The following is a 19,855-nucleotide window of genomic DNA, read 5'->3' as shown; positions in this document are numbered from 1 at the left end:
TCAGTTCCTCACAAAAGATGGGCGCCAGGCCAGGGCAAAACGCTCGAGCGTGCGGATCAGTCCGTCGATCAATAAACCGAGGACGCTGTAGATAAGCAGGCAGATCACGATCACGTCGGTGCGCATGAAATCCCGCGCATCACTGGCCAGAAAACCGATACCGGCGGTGGTGTTGATCTGTTCGACGAACACCAGGGCCAGCCAGGAAATTCCCAGGGAATAGCGCAAGCCGACAAAAAACGAAGGCAAGGAACCTGGCAAGATCACATGCCAGATCAACTCGCGACGATTCAGGCCCAGGGTGTTGGCGGCCTCGATCAGCTTGGGGTCGATGTTGCGAATCCCGGCGAACAGATTCAGGTACACCGGAAAGGTCGTACCGGTGACGATCAGCGCGATCTTGGTGAACTCGCCGATGCCGAACCAGAGGATGAACAACGGCACCAGCGCCAGGGAAGGAATGGTGCGCAACATCTGCATCGGCGAGTCGAGGATGACCTCACCACGCTTGGACAAACCAGTGATCAGCGCCGCAATGACGCCGACGCTGACCCCGATGCTCAACCCCAGCAACGCGCGCTGCAGCGACACCAGCAAATGCTTGCCCAGCTCCCCGGACACAATCATCGCCCAGAGGGTGCCGCCTATTTGCGAGGGGGCGGCGATAATCCGTTGGGGGATCAGGCCGAGCTGCGACGCCAGTTCCCACAAGAGCAGCAACGCAACCGGACTGAGCAGGCGCAGAAGGACTTCCGGGGTTCGCCAGTTGTGTAGCCAACCGGGAATCAGCTTCGACGCACCCCGGCTGTCAACAGCCTTGCTGACAGAAAACGAGCTACTTGTGCTCTGCGTATCGAAGGTCTTTTCGGTCATCAGGCTTCCTTCCTCATCAAGAATACGGCTTCGAATTCATGCTATTCGTATAAAAAATGCCAGTGAAATTCTTTTTGGGAATAACCTAATATGATTAAAAATCAGATATAAAATAATCCAGATAAATTATTTGCATAATCAAAGCCCGCAGCCCACGTCCCGCGGCGGATGCATCCCTGCCACGCCTTAAAATGCGCATTACTGATATTTACGATTTCACATGATTCATTTAATTAATAATTAACTTAGAACAAAACGGCATTTCACAGCCCTGCCCGCTGCGCCTACTTTCGACGTCACAGACCGACCCCCTGCCCGGTGGAGGCTTGAAATCACGCCTATCCAAAGACAAGGAACCCAGCATGAGCATCGAATTCATCGGTTACATCGGTGGCCATCAATCCTCGGAAACCCAGCCGCGCAGCGGCCCGGTGTTGCAGCCCGAATATGTAGAGACCGTCGCCCGCGCCCATGAGGAAGCCGGTTTCGACCGCGCCCTGGTAGCGTTCCACTCCAACAGCCCGGACAGCACGCTGATTGCCTCCCATGCCGCCAGCGTGACGAAAAAGTTGAAGTTCCTGATTGCCCATCGACCGGGATTCGCCGCCCCGACCCTGGCCGCACGACAGTTCACCACCCTCGATGTGTTCAATGGTGGGCGCACCGCCGTGCACATCATCACCGGCGGCGATGATCGTGAATTGCGCGCCGATGGAAGCTACATCGGCAAAGACGAGCGCTACGCCCGTACCGATGAATACCTTGATGTGCTGCGTCAGGAATGGACCCGCGAAAAGCCCTTCGACTATCAGGGCAAGTACTACCAGGTAGAGGGTGCGCACTCGCAAGTGAAGTCGCCGCAACAGCCACACATACCGCTGTATTTTGGTGGCTCATCGGCGGCGGCCATCGCTGTGGCGGGCAAGCATGCGGACGTTTACGCATTGTGGGGTGAAACCTACGAACAGGTGCGCGAAGTGGTGAATCAGGTGCGCGCCGAGGCGGCCAAGCACGGGCGCAGCATTCGTTTCAGCCTGTCGTTGCGACCGATCCTGGCCGACACCGAAACGCAAGCCTGGGACCGTGCCGAGCGCATCCTGCAACAGGCCACAGCGTTGGCCGAACAGAACGGCTTTGTGCGTCGCGAACCGCCGAACGAAGGGTCCCGACGCTTGCTGGCGGCCGCGGCCCAGGGCTCGCGCCTGGATAAACGCCTGTGGACCGGGATCGCCGGTCTGCTCGGCGCACAAGGCAATTCGACCTCGCTGGTCGGCACCCCGGAACAAGTGGCCGACGCCCTGCTCGACTATTACGACCTGGGCATCACCACATTCCTGATCCGCGGTTTTGACCCACTTGATGACGCCATCGATTATGGCAAGCGTCTGATCCCCCTGACCCGTCAACTCGTCGCCGAACGCGAACGGCAAGCGGCGGAAAAAGTCGCGTAAAGCACTGAGTATCTAATGTGGGAGCGAGCCTGCTCGCGATTAGGCCATCACAGTCAGCATCAATGTTGAATCTCAGTCCCCTATCGCGAGCAAGCTCGCTCCCACATTGGGTTGTGGTTGGATGGGCGATTCGTGCCCCGCCCATTCATCACTGTGGGAGCGAGCTTGCTCGCGAAAGCGGTGAGTCAGGCAAAGACAGAGCCGCCTGGCACACCGCTTGAAAACTCAGTTCTTGTAGTCGATGTCGGTCCGTTCCAACTGCCGGATCAGCGCATCCCAGTGCCGCGCAACACCCGGCCCGTCACCACTTTTGAACACTTCGGCCTGCTTCTCGACCTTGGCCACCACTTCGGCCGGAGGAAAGATCAAGTCGGCATTGCCGCCAGCCTGTGCCGCGATCTGGATGTTGCAGGCGCGCTCCAGCCCTTGCAGCTGCTGGAATGCGTGCTCGACGCTGATCCCCGCCGTCAGCAAGCCGTGGTTACGCAGGATCAACACACTTTTGTCCCCCAGGTCCGCCACCAACCGTTCACGCTCGTCCAGATCCAGGGCGATACCTTCGTAACCGTGGTAGGCCACCCGCCCGGAAAAGCCGATGGAGTGCTGCGAGATCGGTAACAGCCCGTCGCGCTGGGCCGATACCGCGATGCCATCGCGAGTATGGGTATGCAGGACCGCTTGCAGGTCGGGACGCGCACCGTGGATAGCGCTGTGGATCACGTACCCGGCGTAGTTGATGCCCAGGCCGGTCGGGTCGTCGACGATGGTTCCGTCAATGTCGACCTTGACCAGGTTGGACGCGGTAATTTCATCGAACAACAACCCGAAGGCATTGATCAGGAAATGCTCCTCAGGCCCCGGCACCCGCGCGGAAAAGTGCGTGTAGATGTGATCGGTCCACTTGAACAGGGCCGCCAGCCGATAGGCGGCAGCCAGCTTTACCCGCACCTCCCATTCCTCGGGACTGACACGCTGGCGAACATTTTTCGAAACGCTGGATAACGGACTGACGCTGCTCATGGCAAAACTTCCTGGATGGCCTTAAGGATCTCCAGGAAGCCTAGGGGAAGGCCAAAAATAATAAAAAGCACATTTTAATCTAAGCTAATTATTATTATTTTTTATGATAGACCGGCCTCCCTCCCACTCATGCGGCATTCTTGACCTTCTGCAGCGATCCAGACACCAGTTTGCCGAAGGCATCCACCGGCCCTTGCAGGTTGCCCAGGAAGTGTGGATAGATCAGCCATAGGTCCATCACCGGCTTGAAATCCTTCAGCGGCATGGCCGCCAGGTGTTCGCGATGAACACTGCGTTCCAGCAGCGGACGCGGCACCAGGCCGAGGCCCAGGCCATCGGCGACCAGGCCCAATTGCAATTCGGTACCGAAGGTTTCCAGGTTGACCCGCAAAGCCAGGCCCTGGTCCGACAGGGTTCGCTGCAACCCGGCACGGAAACCGCAGCCGTCCGGATTGAGGATCCAGCCACTCTGGTAGACGTCGGCCAGTTTGCAGGGACGCTTGGGCAACTGCGCGCTGGCGCACACCACCACCAGTTCCATCTTGCCGATCGACTCACCAACAATGTTGTCTGGAAAAATCTTGCCTGCGGGAAACAACGCCGCCGCTGCATCCAATTCGCCACGCTCGATCTTGCCGACCAACTGGCTGCCCCAGCCGGTGACGACCTGGGCACGTAGCTCGGGGTACTCCACGCGCAAATGCTTGAGCGCATCGAGCAGCACCACATCCCCGATCGTTTGCGGAACGCCCAGGCGCAACAGGCCGGTAGGCGGCGCATCGGTGGCGACCAGCTCGCGCAGGGCGTCCATCTCCCGCAGGATCAGGCGACACTGCTCGTAGACCCGCGTACCGATCAACGTGGGCTTGAGCGGCTTGGTGTTGCGGTCGAACAATTCCACGCCCAACGCTTGCTCGAAGTTCTGCACGCGTCGTGTGATAGCCGGTTGCGTCAGCTGCAAGGTCTCGGCGGCATGGCTGATGGACTGGCAACGAATCACTTCGACAAAGGCGTCAATATCGTCAATTTTCATTTGGCCCGCACATAGAGAACAGTCAATAAAATGTTTGAAAAGCATAATGCGCTGTAAAAAATCATAGTGCCATTGCGCATGCCTGGATAGCCCAGCGCACCGATCGATAACCTCTAAGTCTATTCACAACTGTTCTAAATTCTTTTCAGCTATAACCTAATCATTAAAAAATAGCATATTAAGAAAAATCATTATGCTTAAATCATGACAACAGATATTCAACACAACGACGGAATCGCCATGACCCAGGCCCGACACCCGGAGAGACTCAGAGCATTCATCGGCGCCCTGGCGGAGCTGATCGATGGCAATCCTCGCGAAGGCGACCTACTGCATCGCGGTGGCAAGCTGCTCGCTCAGTTGGTCAGCCATGACGATTGGCTGCCCGAGGATTTTGCCCAGGCAGACCCCGAGCGCTATCAGCAGTACTTGCTGCATGCTGATTCGCGGCAGCGTTTCAGCGTGGTCAGTTTTGTCTGGGGACCGGGGCAACGTACGCCGATCCACGATCATCGGGTCTGGGGGCTGATTGGCATGCTGCGTGGCGCCGAGCATTCCCAAGGCTTCGCCCGTCATCCCGATGGCACCCTGGTGCCCGAGGGCACGCCCACACGGCTGGTGCCGGGCCAGGTCGAAGCGGTGTCTCCCAAGATCGGCGACATCCACCAAGTCAGCAACGCCTTCGATAACCAGGTGTCCATCAGCATTCACGTGTACGGCGCCAACATCGGCGCCGTTCGCCGTGCGGTGTATCAGCCCGACGGCAGCGAGAAGTTGTTCATTTCCGGTTATTCCAACGCCTTCCTCCCCAATATCTGGGACCTGTCCAAAGAGAGCCAAGCCCTATGAGCACCGCACCTACCCGCTCCTACGCCGAGATTCGCCAGGCGTTGCTGAACCGTGAAGAACTGGCCCTTGTCGATGTCCGCGAAGAGGCCCCGTTCGCCGAAGGGCATCCGTTGTTCGCCGCCAATATTTCGCTGTCCAAGCTTGAGCTGGAGGTGTATTCGCGCATCCCGAGGCGCGATACCTCGGTGACGGTCTATGACAACGGCGAGGGTCTGGCGGGCATCGCGGTGCAGCGTTTGCAGGACCTGGGCTACATCGATGTCAGCGTGCTCGAGGGCGGCCTCGAGGGTTGGCGCAAGGCCGGCGGCGAGTTGTTCATCGACGTCAATGTGCCGAGCAAGGCCTTTGGTGAGCTGGTGGAAAACCAGCGTCATACACCTTCGTTGGCGGCGGAAGAGGTCCAGTCGTTGCTCGACAGCGAAGCCGACGTGGTGGTGCTCGACGCCCGGCGGTTCGACGAATACCAGACCATGAGCATTCCCGGTGGCATCAGCGTGCCGGGGGCGGAACTGGTGTTGCGTGCTCGCGAACTCGCACCAGACCCGACGACCCGCATCATCGTCAATTGCGCCGGGCGTACCCGTAGCATCATCGGCACCCAGTCGCTGATCAACGCGGGCATCGACAACCCGGTGGCCGCCCTGCGCAACGGCACCATCGGCTGGACCCTGGCCGGTCAAACCCTGGAGCACGGCCAGGCACGCCGCTTTGCCGTCACCGGCGAAGAACATCGAGACGTCGCCGCTCGCGATGCCCGCCGTGTCGCCGACCAGGCACTGGTCGGGCGCGCTACCCTCGCCGACCTGCATCGCTGGCAGCAGGAACCGACACGCAGCACCTACCTGTTCGATGTGCGTACTCCGGAAGAATTCGAAGCCGGCCACCTGCCCGCCTCGCGCTCCACCCCCGGTGGGCAACTGGTGCAGGAAACCGATCACTTCGCCAGTGTGCGCGGCGCGCGCCTGGTGCTGGTGGATGACGACGGCGTACGCGCCAATATGTCAGCCTCCTGGCTCGCGCAACTGGGTTGGGAGGTGCACGTGCTGGATGACCTGCAACCGGCGCACTTCAGTGAACAGGGCACCTGGAAAGCGCCGGTGCCTGCACCGCCGCAAGCCGAGGAAATCAGCCCCGGAACCCTTGAACAATGGCTGGCCGAAGGTGACACCGTGGTGCTGGATTTCACCGGCAGCGCCAACTACGTCAAGCGCCACATCCCCGGCGCCTGGTGGGTATTGCGCGCTCAGTTGAGCGACGCCTTGGCCAAGGTGCCACCGGCCCAACGCTATGTGCTGACGTGTGGCAGCAGCCAATTGGCCCGGCTGGCGGTCCCCGAAGTCGAGGCGCTGACCGGCAAGGACGTATTTCTGCTGCGCAGCGGCACGGCAGCATGGATCGCCGAGCAACGACCACTGGAGCACGGCGAAACCCGCCTGGCCTCGCCGCGCATCGACCGCTATCGCCGACCGTACGAGGGCACCGACAACCCACGGGAGGCCATGCAGGCCTACCTGGATTGGGAGTATGGCCTGGTGGACCAACTGGCCCGCGACGGCACCCATGGTTTTTTCGTGATCTGAACCCGTAAGGGGTCGGTTGACCGGCCCCTGTCCACACCAGCCGACCCCTTCTCCAGGCGGAGGCGCTGAACGCAACACTCAGCCTGGAGCCTCCGATGCGCCTGACTCTACCCCTGCTGTTGATCGCCCTCGCCTTTGGCCCGGTCCATGCCGCCGACTTGCAGCCGCTGCGGGTCGCCAATCAGAAATCCACCATCAAGGCCTTGCTGGAAGTTTCCGGCGAGCTCAAGGAGGTGCCCTACGAGATCCAGTTTTCCGAGTTCCCCGCCGCCGCGCCGCTGGGCGAGGCGCTGAATGCCGGCGCCGTGGATATCGGCGCCCTGGGCGATGCGCCCTACGTATTCGCCCTGGGCGCGGGTGCGTCGCTCAAGGTGGTCAGCATCATTCATGCCGAGGGACGTAACACCACGGCCATCCTGGTGCCCAAGGACTCCCCCATCAAGCAAGTCGCCGACCTCAAGGGCAAGCGCATCGTCACCACGCGCGGCTCCATCGGGCATTACCTGGCGATCAAGGCCCTGCGCAGCGTAGGCCTGAGCACCCAGGACGTGCAATTCGTGTTCCTGCTGCCCAGTGAATCCCGGCTGGTGCTGGACAACGGCACCGCAGACGCCTGGTCCACCTGGGATCCCTTCACCACGGTCGTGACCGCCCAGAGCCAGGCGCGGGTCCTGGTCAGCGGCAGTAGCTTGTTGAGCAATCACCTCTACCTCGCCGCCACCAGCCAGGCCATCGCTGAGAAGCGCCAGCAACTGGACGACTTTGTCGCCCGCGTAGACCGGGCCTACCGCTGGAGCAACGAGCACCCCAATGAATACGCCGCCGCCCAGGCCAGGATCACCGGCCTGCCCCTGGCGGTTCACCTGAGCGTGGCCAATGCCACCCACATGCAGCCGGTGGTGATTGACGACGCCGTTGTCAGCGGCTTGCAGGCGACCGCCGACATCTATCAGCAAGAAGGCTTGCTGACCCACCGCATCGACGTCTCCCAAGGTTTCGACAAGAGCTTCAACACCCTGCGTGCCCCCTTCACCCAGGCCTCGCGCTAAAGGAGCAGAACCATGAGCAGACAACGCCAACTCAAACTCGGTGCAATGGTCCATGGCGTCGGCCACGGCTGGGGCGAATGGCGCCACCCGCAGGCGCGACCCAATGCCAGCACCGATTTCGGTTTCTACAAGCAGCAGACGCAACTGGCCGAAGGCGCCAAATTCGATTTCGTGTTCATCGCCGATAGCCTGCACATTCACGAAAAATCCAGTCCGCATTACCTCAACCGCTTCGAGCCACTGACCATCCTTTCGGCGCTGGCGGCACTGACGTCGAACATCGGCCTGGTGGCGACGGTGACCGTCAGCTACACCGAGCCCTACCAGGTGGCGCGCCAATTCGCCTCGCTGGACCATATCAGCGATGGGCGAGCGGGCTGGAACGTGGTGACGTCGTGGCTCAGTGGCACCGCCGATAACTTCGGCAAGGCCGAGCACCCGCCGCACGCCGTGCGTTATCGGATCGCCCAGGAGCATGTGGCGGTGGTCCAGGGCCTGTGGGATTCCTGGGAAGACGACGCCTTCGCCTACAACAAGCGAACGGGCGAGTTCTTCACCCCCGGCAAGCTGCATGCCCTGGAGCACAAGGGCGAATTCTTCTCGGTGAAAGGCCCGCTCAATATCGCTCGCTCCCGCCAGGGTCAGCCGGTGATTTTCCAGGCCGGCACGTCCGAGGACGGGCGCAACTTTGCCGCCGGCAATGCCGACGCCATTTTCGTCGGCGCCGAGGGCTTCGACGAAGCGCGCGCCTATTATCAGGACCTGAAAAAACGTGCCCAGGGCTTCGGGCGCGACGCTCGAGAACTGTCGATCCTGCCCGGCATCCGCCCGATTGTCGGGCGCGATGCAGCGGAAGTCGAAGACCGCTACCAGCAAGCCGTGGCACTGGTGAGCATCGAAGATGCCATCGTCGCCCTTGGCCGCCCCTTCAATGACCATGATTTCAGCCAGTACCCACTGGACGCGCCCTTCCCCGAACTGGGCGACCTGGGCGCCAATAGCCAGAAAGGCGGCTCGGAGCGGATCAAGCAGTTGGCCCGGGACGAAGGCCTGACGTTGCGCGAAGTCGCCCTGCGTTTCTCCCAGCCACGGCGGGACTTTGTCGGCACTCCCGAACAGGTGGCCGATGCCATTGAACACTGGTTCGAAAACGGCGCGGCCGATGGCTTCATCATCAATTCACTGCTGCCGGACGGCCTGCAATATTTCACCGAACTCGTGGTACCGGTCCTGCAGCGGCGCGGGTTGTTTCGCAGCGAATACAGCGGCAACACCTTGCGGGACAACCTCGGCCTGCCGGTGCCCGCCAACCGATACGCACGGCCCGTGGCGACAGACGCGGCCCGCGAGGCCGTAGCATGAGCAAGGGCCCGACCATGATGAAAAACCTCACGCCAGGGCAATTCAATCGTCGCGATTTCCTCACGGCCAGTTCCATCGCCCTGGGGGCGATGGGGCTATCCGCCCTGGGGTTTGCCCCACGTGCCTGCGCCCAAGGCAAAGGGCTTTCTGACCTGACGCTGGGTGTCGCCACCTACCGGGGCCAGGATTCCTATTTCGTCGACGATGCCGGCACCGGCAATACACCCTACAAGATCGATTACGCCGAGTTCGCCGGTGGCAACCTGATCGTCGAAGCGCTGGCCTCGGGCAGCCTGGACGTGGGCAGCATGAGCGAAATCCCGCCGATCTTTTCCATCCAGAGCCACCGCCAGCCGCGCCTGATCGCGGTGCTGCAAGGCGATGTAAACAACCAGGTGATTTTGATTCCCAAGGATTCCTCCCTCGAATCGATCGGACAACTGCGTGGCAAGCGGGTCGGCTATGTGCGCTCCACCACGTCCCACTACTTTCTGATCAAGGCCTTGAAGGAACAGGGCCTGACCATGAACGACATCACGGCGGTGGCGCTCACGCCCCAGGATGGCTTCACGGCGTTTCAGAGCGGTCAGCTCGATGCCTGGGTGATCTATGGCGTATTCATCCAGTTGGCAAAGTTCCGCAGCGGTGCCCGGGTGTTGAAAACCGCCCTGGGCTACTTGTCGGGCAACTACCTGGTCGCCGCGCGCCCCGCAGCCTTGGAAGACCCGCTGCGCAAGCAGGCGATCCAGGACTATATCCAACGGCAGGCGCGCACCCTGGAATGGATCAACAACAACCCCGAGCCCTGGGCCACCAAGTCGGCACAGTTGCTGGGCGTCGATAAAGCCGTGTTCCTGGACATGTACAACAACCGCAGCCAGCCGTCGAAAGTCGTCGAAGTCAGCGACCAGGCCATTGCTTCGCAACAAGAAGTCGCCGACCTGTTCTTCAACGCCGGCGTGTTGAACGAACGACTCGACGTGAGTCCGCTGTGGGACAGGAACTTCCGCCTGCTGCCGCTTTGAACTTCTGTGGCGAGGGCGCTTGCTCCTTTGCCGCAAGGGCCGCATCCGGGCCTCACCTTTTTGATCGAGTGAATGCACCATGAGTCTTTCTTCTCCACGCCCACCCTCGCTGCAATCGGTCGATGTCGCCGACTTCGACACATTGTTCGAACGCATTGGCAGGCAACTGGCAGCCACGGCCCACGTCTATGACGAGAGCGGCGCCTTTCCCCGGGACAATTTCACGTTGCTGCACGAGCATGGCCTGTTGGCCCTGACGGTGCCCAAGGCATTGGGCGGTGGCGGCGCCAGCCTGGTGCAGGCACGCAAAGCGATCAGTGCGGTCGCCAAGGGCGAGCCTTCCACGGCGTTGATTCTGGTGATGCAGTACCTTCAGCATTCGCGCCTGCAGGACAATCGGAACTGGCCCGAGGCATTGCGCTTGCGAGTGGCCCAGGATGCCGTGCGCGAAGGCGCGCTGATCAATGCCTTGCGTGTCGAGCCCGATCTGGGCACCCCGGCCCGTGGCGGGCTGCCGGCCACCATTGCCAGACGCACCTCCGAAGGCTGGCGCATCAGCGGGCGCAAGATCTATTCCACCGGCAGTCACGGCCTGACCTGGTTCAGCGTCTGGGCGCGCAGCACCGATGAAGATCCGCTGGTGGGTGCCTGGCTGATCCACAAGGACACACCCGGGATCAGCATCGTCGACGACTGGGACCACCTGGGCATGCGTGCCACCTGCAGCCATGAAGTGCGGTTCGACAACGTGCTGGTGCCACTGGATCACGCGGTCAGTGTCAGTCGCTGGAGTGCGCCGCAGCCCGAACTGGACGGCGATGGCTTCCTGTGGATGTCGGTGTTGCTGTCGGCGGTCTACGACGGCGTCGCCCAGGCCGCGCGGGACTGGTTCGTGGATTGGCTGGAACAGCGCAAACCGTCCAACCTCGGCGCCGCATTGGCGACCCTGCCACGCTTCCAGGAAACCGTCGGGCACATCGACACCTTGCTGTTCGCCAATCGCAGCCTGCTGGATGCCGCCGCCGAAGGGCACACCCCGGCGGCCCATGCCGCGCAATTGAAATACCTGGTGACCGGTAACGCCATCCGCGCTGTCGAGCTGGCCATCGAAGCGGCCGGCAACCCCGGCCTTTCGCGGCACAGCCCGCTGCAACGGCATTACCGCGACGTGCTGTGCAGTCGCGTCCACACCCCGCAAAACGATGCCGTGCTGCAAGGCGTCGGCAAAGCGGTGTTTGCCCAACGCCAGAAAAAGGACCTTGCATGAGCACGCTCGTGATCGCCAGCCAGCTGGATAAAGACTTCAACGATGTGATCCGCCAACGCCTCGAACAGACGTACCCCGGCGCGCAAGTGCTCGACGCGCCGGCCGGCGTGCCAAGCGACCTGCCGGCCGAAGTCAGTGTGTTGCTGGCCCGGCCCATCAACGTGCGCGGCTACCTGGCGCCGGACACGGCGCCGCCGGGCTGGCCCTACGGCCTGAAATGGGTCCAGGTGGTGTCTTCAGGCATCGACTTTTACCCCAAGTGGCTGTTCGATGGCCCGCCGGTGAGCACCTCCCGGGGCAGCGCCGCCGACAACATTGCCGAATTTGCCCTGGCGTCGATCTTCGCGGCGGCCAAACGCCTGCCGGACATCTGGGTGCACGACTCGCAATGGCAGTTCAGCGCCCTGACGCCGCTCAAGGGCAGCACCCTGGGCATTCTCGGCTTTGGTGCGATTGGCCGCAGCCTGGCGACCAAGGCCCGTGCCCTGGGCATCCACGTGCTGGCGTTGCGGCAAAGCCAGACGCCGTTCGAAGTGGAAGGCGTCGAAGCCGCGCAGGACATCCACCAGCTGTTTTCACGCTCCGATCACTTGGTACTGGCCGCGCCGCTGACCGATGCAACGCGGCATATCGTCAACCGCGCGGTGCTCGCCAGTGCCAAGCCGGGCTTGCATCTGATCAACATCGCCCGCGGCGGCCTGCTGGACCATGGGGCGTTGCTCGCGGCCCTGGACGATGGCACCCTCGGCCTGGCCTCACTGGACGTCACCGAACCCGAACCGCTGCCCGACGGCCATCCGCTCTACGCCCACCCCAGGGTGCGCCTGTCGCCCCACACTTCGGCGATCTCCAGCAACAGCCGCCATGAAATAGCCGACAGCTTCCTGGCCAATCTTGAGCGCTTCCTGAACGGGTTGGCGTTGGAGAATCAGGCGAACGTACAACGCGGGTATTGATTCCAGCCGAACCATCGTCATCGCGGGCAAGCCTCGCTCCCACAGGTCATGTACATAACCTGTGGGAGCGAGGCTTGCCCGCGACTGCGTCATGTCAGCCAAAGACAAAACATCAGATTTACGCATTTAATCCAAAAACTTAATGTCTATTTTTTATAATTAACTTATAACAAATCGGACTTTTACAGCGTCCTATTATACAAATACTGTTACAACCATCACCGACCCCTGACCAGGTGGAGGCTCTCGGAACGCTATGTTTTTCCGGCCGACACCACTCCACGGTCAATTGCACTCCCAAACCTGAAACCGGCCCGAGCCACCGCCGCCATGGCGTTCACAGCCATGACCACGGCAACGCTTTGCCCAAAAAAAGCAACACCAACGCAGCATCTACACACCAGGGGTTCACCATGCACGACACCTTCACTGCAAACCGCTTGGCGCTGGCCGTATCGCTGGCCTTGTTCGGGCTGTCGGCCCACGCCGAAGAAAACACCCAGGAGGGTGCCCTCCCCGTTGTCACCGTTACCGCAGAACACCGCAGCGAGGACTTGCAGAAAGCCCCGCTGGCGATTTCCGCGTTCGATGAAAACGCCCTTGAGGACAAGCAGATCAAAAGCATCCGCGACCTTTCCGGGCAGGTCCCGAACCTGACCCTCAGCCGCCAGTCGATCTCCTACAGCGCGCAGACTTACGGGATTCGTGGCATCGGCGAGACCGATCCGATCCAGGAAGCCGCCGTGGCGGTCTACGCCGATGACCTGTACATCCCCCGGGCGATTTCCTCGATGCTCGACTTCAACGACGTCGAGCGCGTCGAGGTCCTGCGTGGCCCCCAAGGCACGCTTTACGGGCGCAACAGCAGCGCCGGCGCGATCCGCGTGATCACCCGCGATCCGACCCAGGAAACCCGTGGTTTCTTCGAGCTTGGCGCCGGCAACTACAACGCCCAGAACGGTCGACTGCTGATCAGCGGCCCACTGGTAGACAACGCCCTGTTCGGCAGCTTTTCGGCGATTCGCCTGACCCGTGACGGCACCGTCTCCAACCCCACCCGCGGCGAGGACGTGAATAACGTCGACCTGCAGTCCTACCGCGGCAAGTTGCGCTTCAACCCCATCGATTCGCCCTGGGATGTGCAACTGACGCTGGCCGGCACTTTCGACCGCGGCGACACCACCAGCTATACCCCCTTCGATGCCGACGGCCACTTCGACAAGTTCAAGAGTTACAGCAGCCTCAATCCGAAGAACCGCCTCGACCAGGGCAGCTCGGTGCTGCGGGCGATCTATACCCTCGACGATCATCTGAGTTTCAAATCGGTGACCGCCTACTCAGCCTTCAACCAACCGGTGGACTATGACAATTCCGGGCAGGCGGCCCTCATTCAGAACAGCCTGATCACCTACAAGCAGGACTATGCCACCCAGGAGTTCCAGCTCAACGGCGACTACGACGATTTCAGCTTCAGCACCGGCCTGTACCTGTACCGGGAAAAATTCGATGCCGAGCGAGACAGCCTGACTTACTCGATTGCGCGCAACCGAGTGATCGGCCAGGGTCAATACAGCACGACCAATACCGAAAGTTATGCGTTGTATGGCCAGGGCAGTTACAAAGTCACGCAACAACTGTCGCTGATCGCCGGCCTACGGTTCACCCGCGAACACAAGAACTTCGACTACACCAACTACGTGGTCAACACCGACCGGCAGATCACCGGCACCAATTTCAGCGCCGACTCAAGCAAATCCTGGCAATCCACCAGCCCGAAACTCGGCTTCGAATACGCCTGGACGCCACACCTCAACCAGTACGCCTACGTCGCCAAAGGCTTCAAGGCCGGCGGCTACGACAACCGCGCGCCGACCCAGGCCGCTGCCGAGCAGGCATTTTCTCCGGAAGACGTCACCACTTGGGAAACCGGCTTCAAGGGCGACTTCTTCAACCGTCGCCTGCGCGCCAACCTCGCGCTGTTCTACAACGACTACAAGGACCTGCAAACCAACGCTTATGACCCGGCGCTGGGCGTCAGCCTGCGGACCAACGTGGGCCAGGCCCACACCTACGGCGTCGAATTGGAAACCCTCAGCGCGCTGACCAACGACCTGCAACTGACGTTCAACCTTGGCTACCTGCAAAGCCAATACGACGACTTCGAAAACGCCAGCGGCGCCGGGATCGATGCCAACGGCAAACAACTGGTGTACTCGCCGCGCTGGAACACCAGTGTCGGCCTCAACTACACCATCCCGGCGGGTTTGCCCGGCACCTGGTTGGCTGGCACCGATGCGCAGTTCCAGACCAAGTCCTATGCCAATGCGCTGAACGACGACGTCCAGGAAATCCCCCAGCAGACCTTCTGGAACGCCAACACCCGCTACATCTCCGGCGACGGGCACTGGACGACCACACTGTCGGTGAAAAACCTGCTCGACCGCGCCTACCCACAAGCGGTCGGTTATGTGCCCGCAAGCGGCGCTCGCTACTACTCCGTCAACGATCCGCGAACCCTTTTGTTGTCGGTGCGCTACGACCTCTGAGGCCCGACGCAATTGGCCAGCAGTGGCCGTTTTGACGAGTGCAAAGACGCCTAAGCTAATGCACAAAAAGTATTTATAAATTGGTTTTTATAACCATAGGATTCCGTGGTGTTCATCCACCCCTTAGTCAATGTCGAGCATGCCATGTCAAGACTCATCAACCATCCCCGGGCGATATTGCATCACCCCGCTCTGACCGGCCTGGTCGTTGCACTGGTCCTGTCCACTCTTGCGCTCCCGGCCCAGGCTCGGGAAACCCTGCGCATCGGTTACCAGAAATCATCGACCCTGATTACGCTGCTGAAAACCCAAGGCAAACTGGACAAGGCGCTCGCCCAGGCAGACATCGATGTGAGCTGGCACGAGTTTCCCAGCGGCCTGCCACTGCTAGAAGCATTGAATGTCGGTAATGTCGACGTCAGCGCCGACGTGGCCGATACCGTGCCGATATTCGCTCAGGCCGCGCAGGCCAAGCTGACTTACTTCGCACAGGAAGCGCCCTCGCCCTCGGCCCAGGCCATTGTCGTGGCCAAGGATTCCCCCTTGCAGCAACTGGCGGATCTGAAAGGCAAGAAAGTCGCGGTCACCAAGGCGGCGGGTGCCCACTACCTGTTGATCGCGGCCCTGAACAAGGCAGGCCTGAAGTTCTCGGACATCCAGCCGGCCTACCTGTCCCCCGCGGATGGCCGGGCGGCATTCGAGAATCATAAAGTCGATGCCTGGGTCACATGGGAACCGTTCCTCAGCGGTGTGCAGCGGCAGCTACCAACGCGAACCCTGGCTGACGGCAGCGGGCTGGCCAGCTACAAGCGTTACTACCTGACCAGCACCCCCTACGCCAAGGCGCACCCTGAAGTGCTGAAGGTGGTATACGAGCAACTGCAGGACGCTGGCAACTGGATAAAGAACCATCCCCGCGACGCGGCGCAGGTCCTGGGCCCGTTGTGGGGCAATCTCGATGTGGAGACGGTCGAAGCGGCCAACGCCCACCGCAGTTACCAGGTACAACCGGTAAAAGCCGACCAACTGGATGAACAGCAGAAAATCGCCGATGCCTTTTTCGCCGCCGGGCTGTTACCCAAGTCGGTGGATGCCCGCGATGTGGGAATCTGGGCACCTTGACACGGTGCCAGACCACGCCTCACGCCGTAAACGTTCGACTAACGGAACCGTTACTTAGCGAAGAACACCAGCAATCAAGCGCGGCTGCCCACCCTGCCCCAGAACTCTTCGGCCGATTGACTGAGTGGCGCTGTTGGACGGGTCAGATGAATTTCCAGAGGTATATCCCAGCTTTCGTCGAGCGCCCGGACTAAGCGTCCATCCAGTATTTCCTGTTCGGTAAGGCTCTTGGGCAGCCAAGCCACACCTTTGCTTTCCAGGGCCATGGACATGAGTACCGCTGCAAGGTGGCTGCTAAAAAGTGGTTTGAGGTGAAGGTAATCCTCTTTGCCACGCAATCTGTGAGCGACGATACGCCCCAATCCGGACTCATGGGTGTAAGCGAGGTATGGCAATGCCGCAGGCGAGGTGCCGAAGTTAGCGGAAGCACTCGCAAGGGGAACGAGAACGTCCTCACCCACCTTCTTGCCAATGAACTGATCAGGGGCTAGCAGAGGAGGAACGTCGGGATGGCGGTGGCAAAGCAAAAACTGAACCTGGCCGTGTATGAGCATCTGCTCACAGGCTGCCATGCTAGCCGAATGCAGTTGCACAGCCTCGATTGGCGCACCGCTCTCCGAGCTTCGAAGCCACTTTGGAAAAAATGTAAACGACAGGGAGTGAGTGGCCGCAAACTGAAGCGACTTGGCGGCCATTCCAGCGATCTCTTGAGCCTCGTTGCGCATTCTGTACAAGCGCCTGGCCGCCTCCTGAGCACTTGGCAAAATTTGCCTGCCTGCTTCAGTAAGCGTCGCGCCTTGAGGCGTTCGAACGAACAACTGCACCCCCATCCAACTCTCCAATGAACGCACCCTGCGACTGAATGCGGGCTGGGTAACGTGCCGCGCCTCAGCCGCCCGAACGAAGCTGCCGTACTCCGCAAGCGCCGAGAAATCTTCAAGCCAAACGAGCTCCAAGGGCCATGCCTCCTGTGCATAGGGTCCGGCATTAATAGCATTGGGCGGGGGGCATCGCAACGCATAACGTGGGGCCATCAACAACAAGAGGAACCCGCCATGCGCATCGTAGACATTCGTGAAAAAACCGTTTCGATTGCCTCCCCAATCGCCAATGCCTATATCGATTTTTCGAAAATGACCTGCTCGGTCGTGGCTGTCATCACGGACGTGATTCGCGAGGGGAAGCCTGTCATCGGCTACGGTTTCAACTCCAATGGTCGCTATGGCCAAGGCGCCCTGATGCGTGATCGCTTCCTGGCACGAATCACGGAAGCGGATCCAGATACGCTCGTCGATCATGAGCACAACAACCTGGATCCGTTCGCCATCTGGAAGACCTTGATGACCAACGAAAAACCGGGTGGCCACGGCGAGCGCTCGGTCGCCGTTGGCACCATCGACATGGCGGTATGGGACGCCGTTGCCAAGATTGAGGGCAAACCGCTGTATCGCCTGCTGGCTGACCGCTACCGTAACGGCGTGGCGGATGACAAGGTTTGGGTCTATGCAGCGGGAGGCTACTACTACCCAGGCAAAGACCAGACCAAGCTCAAAGCGGAAATGCAGAGCTATCTGGATCGTGGCTACGATGTCGTCAAGATGAAGATTGGTGCAGTGCCACTGGATGAGGATATCCGTCGCATCGAGGCGGTACTTGAAGTGGTTGGAGACGGTCGTCGACTGGCGGTCGATGCCAATGGTCGCTTCGATCTTCAGACAGGTATTGCTTACGCGGAGGCCATCAAGCAGTACAACCTCTTCTGGTACGAAGAGGTCGGCGACCCGCTGGACTACGCCTTGCAGGCTGAGCTTGCCAACCACTATGAACTGCCCATGGCGACCGGCGAAAACCTGTTCTCCCATCAGGACGCCCGCAACCTTCTGCGCCACGGCGGCATGCGCCCTGATCGTGACTACCTCCAGTTCGACTGTGCGCTGTCCTACGGGCTCGTGGAGTACATGCGCACCCTTAAGGTGATGGAGGAAATGGGTTGGTCTTCCCGCCGCGTAGTGCCTCACGGTGGTCACCAGATGTCCCTGAACATCGCCGCGGGCTTGAACCTGGGCGGCAACGAATCGTACCCCGATGTGTTCCAGCCCTTTGGCGGTTTCGCTGACGGCATCCGTGTCGAAAACGGTTATGTCGGCCTGCCGGATATTCCAGGTGTTGGCTTCGAAGCCAAGTCCGCTTTGTACGCCGTCATGCGTGAGCTGGGCGAAGGCTGATCCCTCTCGTTCTGCGGTCTTTCTGAAAAAGACCGCAGAAGCAGGCGTTCTCCACTGACGCCAAGCCACATGCCCATCACAAAAATAAAATGAGGTGCTTCCGTGGAAATTTCCAAGTCTCGCTGGTACAGCCAGCTGTACGTGCAAGTGCTGATCGGCATCGTGATCGGTGCGGCAATCGGTTACTTCGCGCCCGATATCGGAGCCAAGCTCCAACCCTTCGCCGATGGCTTCATCAAGCTGATCAAAATGCTGTTGGCGCCCATTATTTTCGGTACCGTCGTCGTGGGTATCGCGAAGATGGGCAGTATCAAGGAGGTCGGGCGGATTGGCGTAAAAGCGCTGGTCTACTTCGAGATCCTTTCAACCATCGCCTTGGTTGTTGGCCTCATTGTGGTCAACATCGTGAAGCCTGGCGTGGGTATGAACATCAACGCTAGCGCACTTGATGCAAGTGCTATTGGTAAATACAGCCAAGCGGCCAGTGAGCAAGGCGGCATCATTGATTTCTTTCTCAATATCATCCCGCCGACCTTCCTTGGCGCATTTTCCAATGGCGTCATGCTCCAGGTCATCCTGCTGTCGGTATTGATGGGTGTTGCCCTGGTTCAAATGGGCGAAACCAGCAAGCCGCTGATCAACACCATTGACCTGTTCCTGCAAGGGCTTTTCAAGGTTGTTGCAATGGTGATGCGCTTGGCGCCGATTGGTGCCGGTGCAGGTATGGCTTTCACCATCGGCAAGTACGGTATTGGTACCTTGCTGTCACTCGGCCAGTTGCTGGTCGCGCTCTACACCACGACCTTGATTTTCATCGTGATAGTGCTGGGTACGGTGGCTAGATGGTCGGGCATGCCACTCATGCAATTCCTGCGTTATTTCAAGGATGAAATTCTCATCACGCTCGGTACCTGCTCCACCGAAGCCGTACTGCCGCGAATGATGGTGAAGCTCGAAAAGCTTGGCTGTAAAAAATCGGTAGTGGGCATGGTGTTGCCAACGGGGTACACCTTCAATGCGGACGGCACCTGCATCTATCTCACCATGGCCGCCATCTTTATCGCCCAGGCGACCAACACACCACTGACCTTTATGGATCAGATGATTCTGCTGGGCGTATTCCTGCTGACCTCAAAAGGCTCGGCTGGCGTGGCGGGTGCGGGCTTCGTAACGCTGGCCGCAACGCTCACAACCATCCACTCCATTCCTCTGGTAGGCCTGGTTTTGCTCTTGGGCATTGACCGGTTCCTGAACGAAGCGCGAGCCGTGACCAACCTGATCGGTAACGGCATCGGCACCATCGCCATTGCCAAGTGGGACAACTCGTTCGATATCGAGGCCTGCGAGCGTGAAATCGCTGCCATGAAACATGACAAGGCGGCAAGAAAGGCATTGCTGGCGCAAAAATAATCCACAAAGCGCTCCGGTCATGCCGCTTCGAACACGGCATGACCGGTCGTGGTGTAGCGGCAATAATCGGACGCTGTCATTTGAAAG

The 19,855-nt window shown here is 60.2% G+C and carries 16 protein-coding genes; 12 read left to right on the top strand and 4 right to left on the bottom strand.

Annotated elements, in window-relative coordinates; genetic code table 11:
- On the bottom strand, window positions 1-873 hold the full coding sequence (locus IB266_RS06760) for an ABC transporter permease (protein ID WP_192260663.1): 873 nt from the start codon (window positions 871-873) through the stop codon (window positions 1-3).
- 362 nt (window positions 874-1,235) lie between these two features.
- Here IB266_RS06760 and IB266_RS06755 point away from each other — a divergent pair, with 362 nt between their 5' ends.
- Window positions 1,236-2,324: an LLM class flavin-dependent oxidoreductase gene (locus IB266_RS06755; RefSeq protein ID WP_192260662.1), complete on the top strand. Its 1,089-nt coding sequence runs from the start codon at window positions 1,236-1,238 to the stop codon at window positions 2,322-2,324.
- 225 nt (window positions 2,325-2,549) lie between these two features.
- Here IB266_RS06755 and IB266_RS06750 read toward each other — a convergent pair whose 3' ends face one another.
- Both IB266_RS06750 and IB266_RS06745 read right to left on the bottom strand, forming a co-directional pair.
- Window positions 2,550-3,344 (bottom strand): class II aldolase/adducin family protein, encoded by a 795-nt coding sequence (locus IB266_RS06750; RefSeq protein ID WP_103308123.1) that lies wholly within the window; start codon window positions 3,342-3,344, stop codon window positions 2,550-2,552.
- Window positions 3,345-3,471: 127 nt separating this feature from the next.
- Complete coding sequence (locus tag IB266_RS06745) at window positions 3,472-4,377, bottom strand: LysR family transcriptional regulator (protein ID WP_192260661.1); 906 nt, start codon at window positions 4,375-4,377, stop codon at window positions 3,472-3,474.
- A 240-nt stretch (window positions 4,378-4,617) separates the two neighbouring features.
- Here IB266_RS06745 and IB266_RS06740 point away from each other — a divergent pair, with 240 nt between their 5' ends.
- The 9 genes from IB266_RS06740 (at window position 4,618) to IB266_RS06700 (ending at window position 16,133) form a co-directional block, all read left to right on the top strand.
- Complete coding sequence (locus IB266_RS06740; protein ID WP_103308121.1) at window positions 4,618-5,226, top strand: cysteine dioxygenase; 609 nt, start codon at window positions 4,618-4,620, stop codon at window positions 5,224-5,226.
- Window positions 5,223-6,806, top strand: a complete 1,584-nt coding sequence (locus IB266_RS06735; RefSeq protein ID WP_192260660.1) for a rhodanese-related sulfurtransferase — start codon at window positions 5,223-5,225, stop codon at window positions 6,804-6,806. The genes IB266_RS06740 and IB266_RS06735 overlap by 4 nt, the downstream gene beginning before the upstream one ends.
- Window positions 6,807-6,901: 95 nt before the next feature.
- Window positions 6,902-7,855 carry an ABC transporter substrate-binding protein gene (locus tag IB266_RS06730; RefSeq protein WP_103308119.1) on the top strand — a complete coding sequence of 318 codons (954 nt, stop codon included), beginning with the start codon at window positions 6,902-6,904 and terminating at the stop codon, window positions 7,853-7,855.
- Between the two features lie 12 nt (window positions 7,856-7,867).
- Window positions 7,868-9,217 carry an LLM class flavin-dependent oxidoreductase gene (locus IB266_RS06725; RefSeq protein WP_192260659.1) on the top strand — a complete coding sequence of 450 codons (1,350 nt, stop codon included), beginning with the start codon at window positions 7,868-7,870 and terminating at the stop codon, window positions 9,215-9,217.
- A gap of 14 nt (window positions 9,218-9,231) precedes the next feature.
- On the top strand, window positions 9,232-10,242 hold the full coding sequence (locus IB266_RS06720; RefSeq protein WP_192260815.1) for an ABC transporter substrate-binding protein: 1,011 nt from the start codon (window positions 9,232-9,234) through the stop codon (window positions 10,240-10,242).
- A 79-nt stretch (window positions 10,243-10,321) separates the two neighbouring features.
- Window positions 10,322-11,509: an acyl-CoA dehydrogenase family protein gene (locus IB266_RS06715; protein WP_192260658.1), complete on the top strand. Its 1,188-nt coding sequence runs from the start codon at window positions 10,322-10,324 to the stop codon at window positions 11,507-11,509.
- The gene (locus tag IB266_RS06710; RefSeq protein ID WP_192260657.1) at window positions 11,506-12,465 is read left to right on the top strand and encodes a D-isomer specific 2-hydroxyacid dehydrogenase family protein; all 960 of its coding nucleotides are present in this window, start codon (window positions 11,506-11,508) and stop codon (window positions 12,463-12,465) included. Before IB266_RS06715 ends, IB266_RS06710 begins: the two co-directional genes overlap by 4 nt.
- Window positions 12,466-12,878: 413 nt before the next feature.
- Window positions 12,879-15,011, top strand: a complete 2,133-nt coding sequence (locus tag IB266_RS06705; protein WP_192260656.1) for a TonB-dependent receptor — start codon at window positions 12,879-12,881, stop codon at window positions 15,009-15,011.
- A gap of 144 nt (window positions 15,012-15,155) precedes the next feature.
- Window positions 15,156-16,133, top strand: a complete 978-nt coding sequence (locus tag IB266_RS06700) for an aliphatic sulfonate ABC transporter substrate-binding protein (protein ID WP_192260655.1) — start codon at window positions 15,156-15,158, stop codon at window positions 16,131-16,133.
- 74 nt (window positions 16,134-16,207) lie between these two features.
- Here the strand turns inward: IB266_RS06700 and IB266_RS06695 are convergent, their stop codons facing one another.
- Window positions 16,208-17,089: a LysR family transcriptional regulator gene (locus tag IB266_RS06695; RefSeq protein WP_192260654.1), complete on the bottom strand. Its 882-nt coding sequence runs from the start codon at window positions 17,087-17,089 to the stop codon at window positions 16,208-16,210.
- A 99-nt stretch (window positions 17,090-17,188) separates the two neighbouring features.
- Here IB266_RS06695 and IB266_RS06690 point away from each other — a divergent pair, with 99 nt between their 5' ends.
- Entirely contained in the window at window positions 17,189-18,358 is a 1,170-nt protein-coding gene (locus tag IB266_RS06690; RefSeq protein ID WP_192260653.1) for a mandelate racemase/muconate lactonizing enzyme family protein, read from the top strand.
- 102 nt (window positions 18,359-18,460) lie between these two features.
- Entirely contained in the window at window positions 18,461-19,768 is a 1,308-nt protein-coding gene (dctA, locus tag IB266_RS06685; protein WP_192260652.1) for a C4-dicarboxylate transporter DctA, read from the top strand.
- The last annotated feature ends 87 nt before the right edge of the window (window positions 19,769-19,855 follow it).

The sequence above is a fragment of the Pseudomonas sp. Pdm06 genome, assembly GCF_014851795.1.
In the GTDB taxonomy this organism is placed as follows: domain Bacteria; phylum Pseudomonadota; class Gammaproteobacteria; order Pseudomonadales; family Pseudomonadaceae; genus Aquipseudomonas; species Aquipseudomonas fluorescens_AA.
The sequence above is the reverse complement of the archived record's forward strand: the minus strand, read 5'-3'. Positions and strand labels throughout refer to the sequence as shown.

What these genes read in the sequence shown, in the direction of transcription:
- IB266_RS06760 (WP_192260663.1), bottom strand. Translation starts at nt 873, where the DNA reads ATGACCGAAAAGACCTTCGATACGCAGAGCACAAGTAGCTCGTTTTCT.
- IB266_RS06755 (WP_192260662.1), top strand. Translation starts at nt 1,236, where the DNA reads ATGAGCATCGAATTCATCGGTTACATCGGTGGCCATCAATCCTCGGAA.
- IB266_RS06750 (WP_103308123.1), bottom strand. Translation starts at nt 3,344, where the DNA reads ATGAGCAGCGTCAGTCCGTTATCCAGCGTTTCGAAAAATGTTCGCCAG.
- IB266_RS06745 (WP_192260661.1), bottom strand. Translation starts at nt 4,377, where the DNA reads ATGAAAATTGACGATATTGACGCCTTTGTCGAAGTGATTCGTTGCCAG.
- IB266_RS06740 (WP_103308121.1), top strand. Translation starts at nt 4,618, where the DNA reads ATGACCCAGGCCCGACACCCGGAGAGACTCAGAGCATTCATCGGCGCC.
- IB266_RS06735 (WP_192260660.1), top strand. Translation starts at nt 5,223, where the DNA reads ATGAGCACCGCACCTACCCGCTCCTACGCCGAGATTCGCCAGGCGTTG.
- IB266_RS06730 (WP_103308119.1), top strand. Translation starts at nt 6,902, where the DNA reads ATGCGCCTGACTCTACCCCTGCTGTTGATCGCCCTCGCCTTTGGCCCG.
- IB266_RS06725 (WP_192260659.1), top strand. Translation starts at nt 7,868, where the DNA reads ATGAGCAGACAACGCCAACTCAAACTCGGTGCAATGGTCCATGGCGTC.
- IB266_RS06720 (WP_192260815.1), top strand. Translation starts at nt 9,232, where the DNA reads ATGATGAAAAACCTCACGCCAGGGCAATTCAATCGTCGCGATTTCCTC.
- IB266_RS06715 (WP_192260658.1), top strand. Translation starts at nt 10,322, where the DNA reads ATGAGTCTTTCTTCTCCACGCCCACCCTCGCTGCAATCGGTCGATGTC.
- IB266_RS06710 (WP_192260657.1), top strand. Translation starts at nt 11,506, where the DNA reads ATGAGCACGCTCGTGATCGCCAGCCAGCTGGATAAAGACTTCAACGAT.
- IB266_RS06705 (WP_192260656.1), top strand. Translation starts at nt 12,879, where the DNA reads ATGCACGACACCTTCACTGCAAACCGCTTGGCGCTGGCCGTATCGCTG.
- IB266_RS06700 (WP_192260655.1), top strand. Translation starts at nt 15,156, where the DNA reads ATGTCAAGACTCATCAACCATCCCCGGGCGATATTGCATCACCCCGCT.
- IB266_RS06690 (WP_192260653.1), top strand. Translation starts at nt 17,189, where the DNA reads ATGCGCATCGTAGACATTCGTGAAAAAACCGTTTCGATTGCCTCCCCA.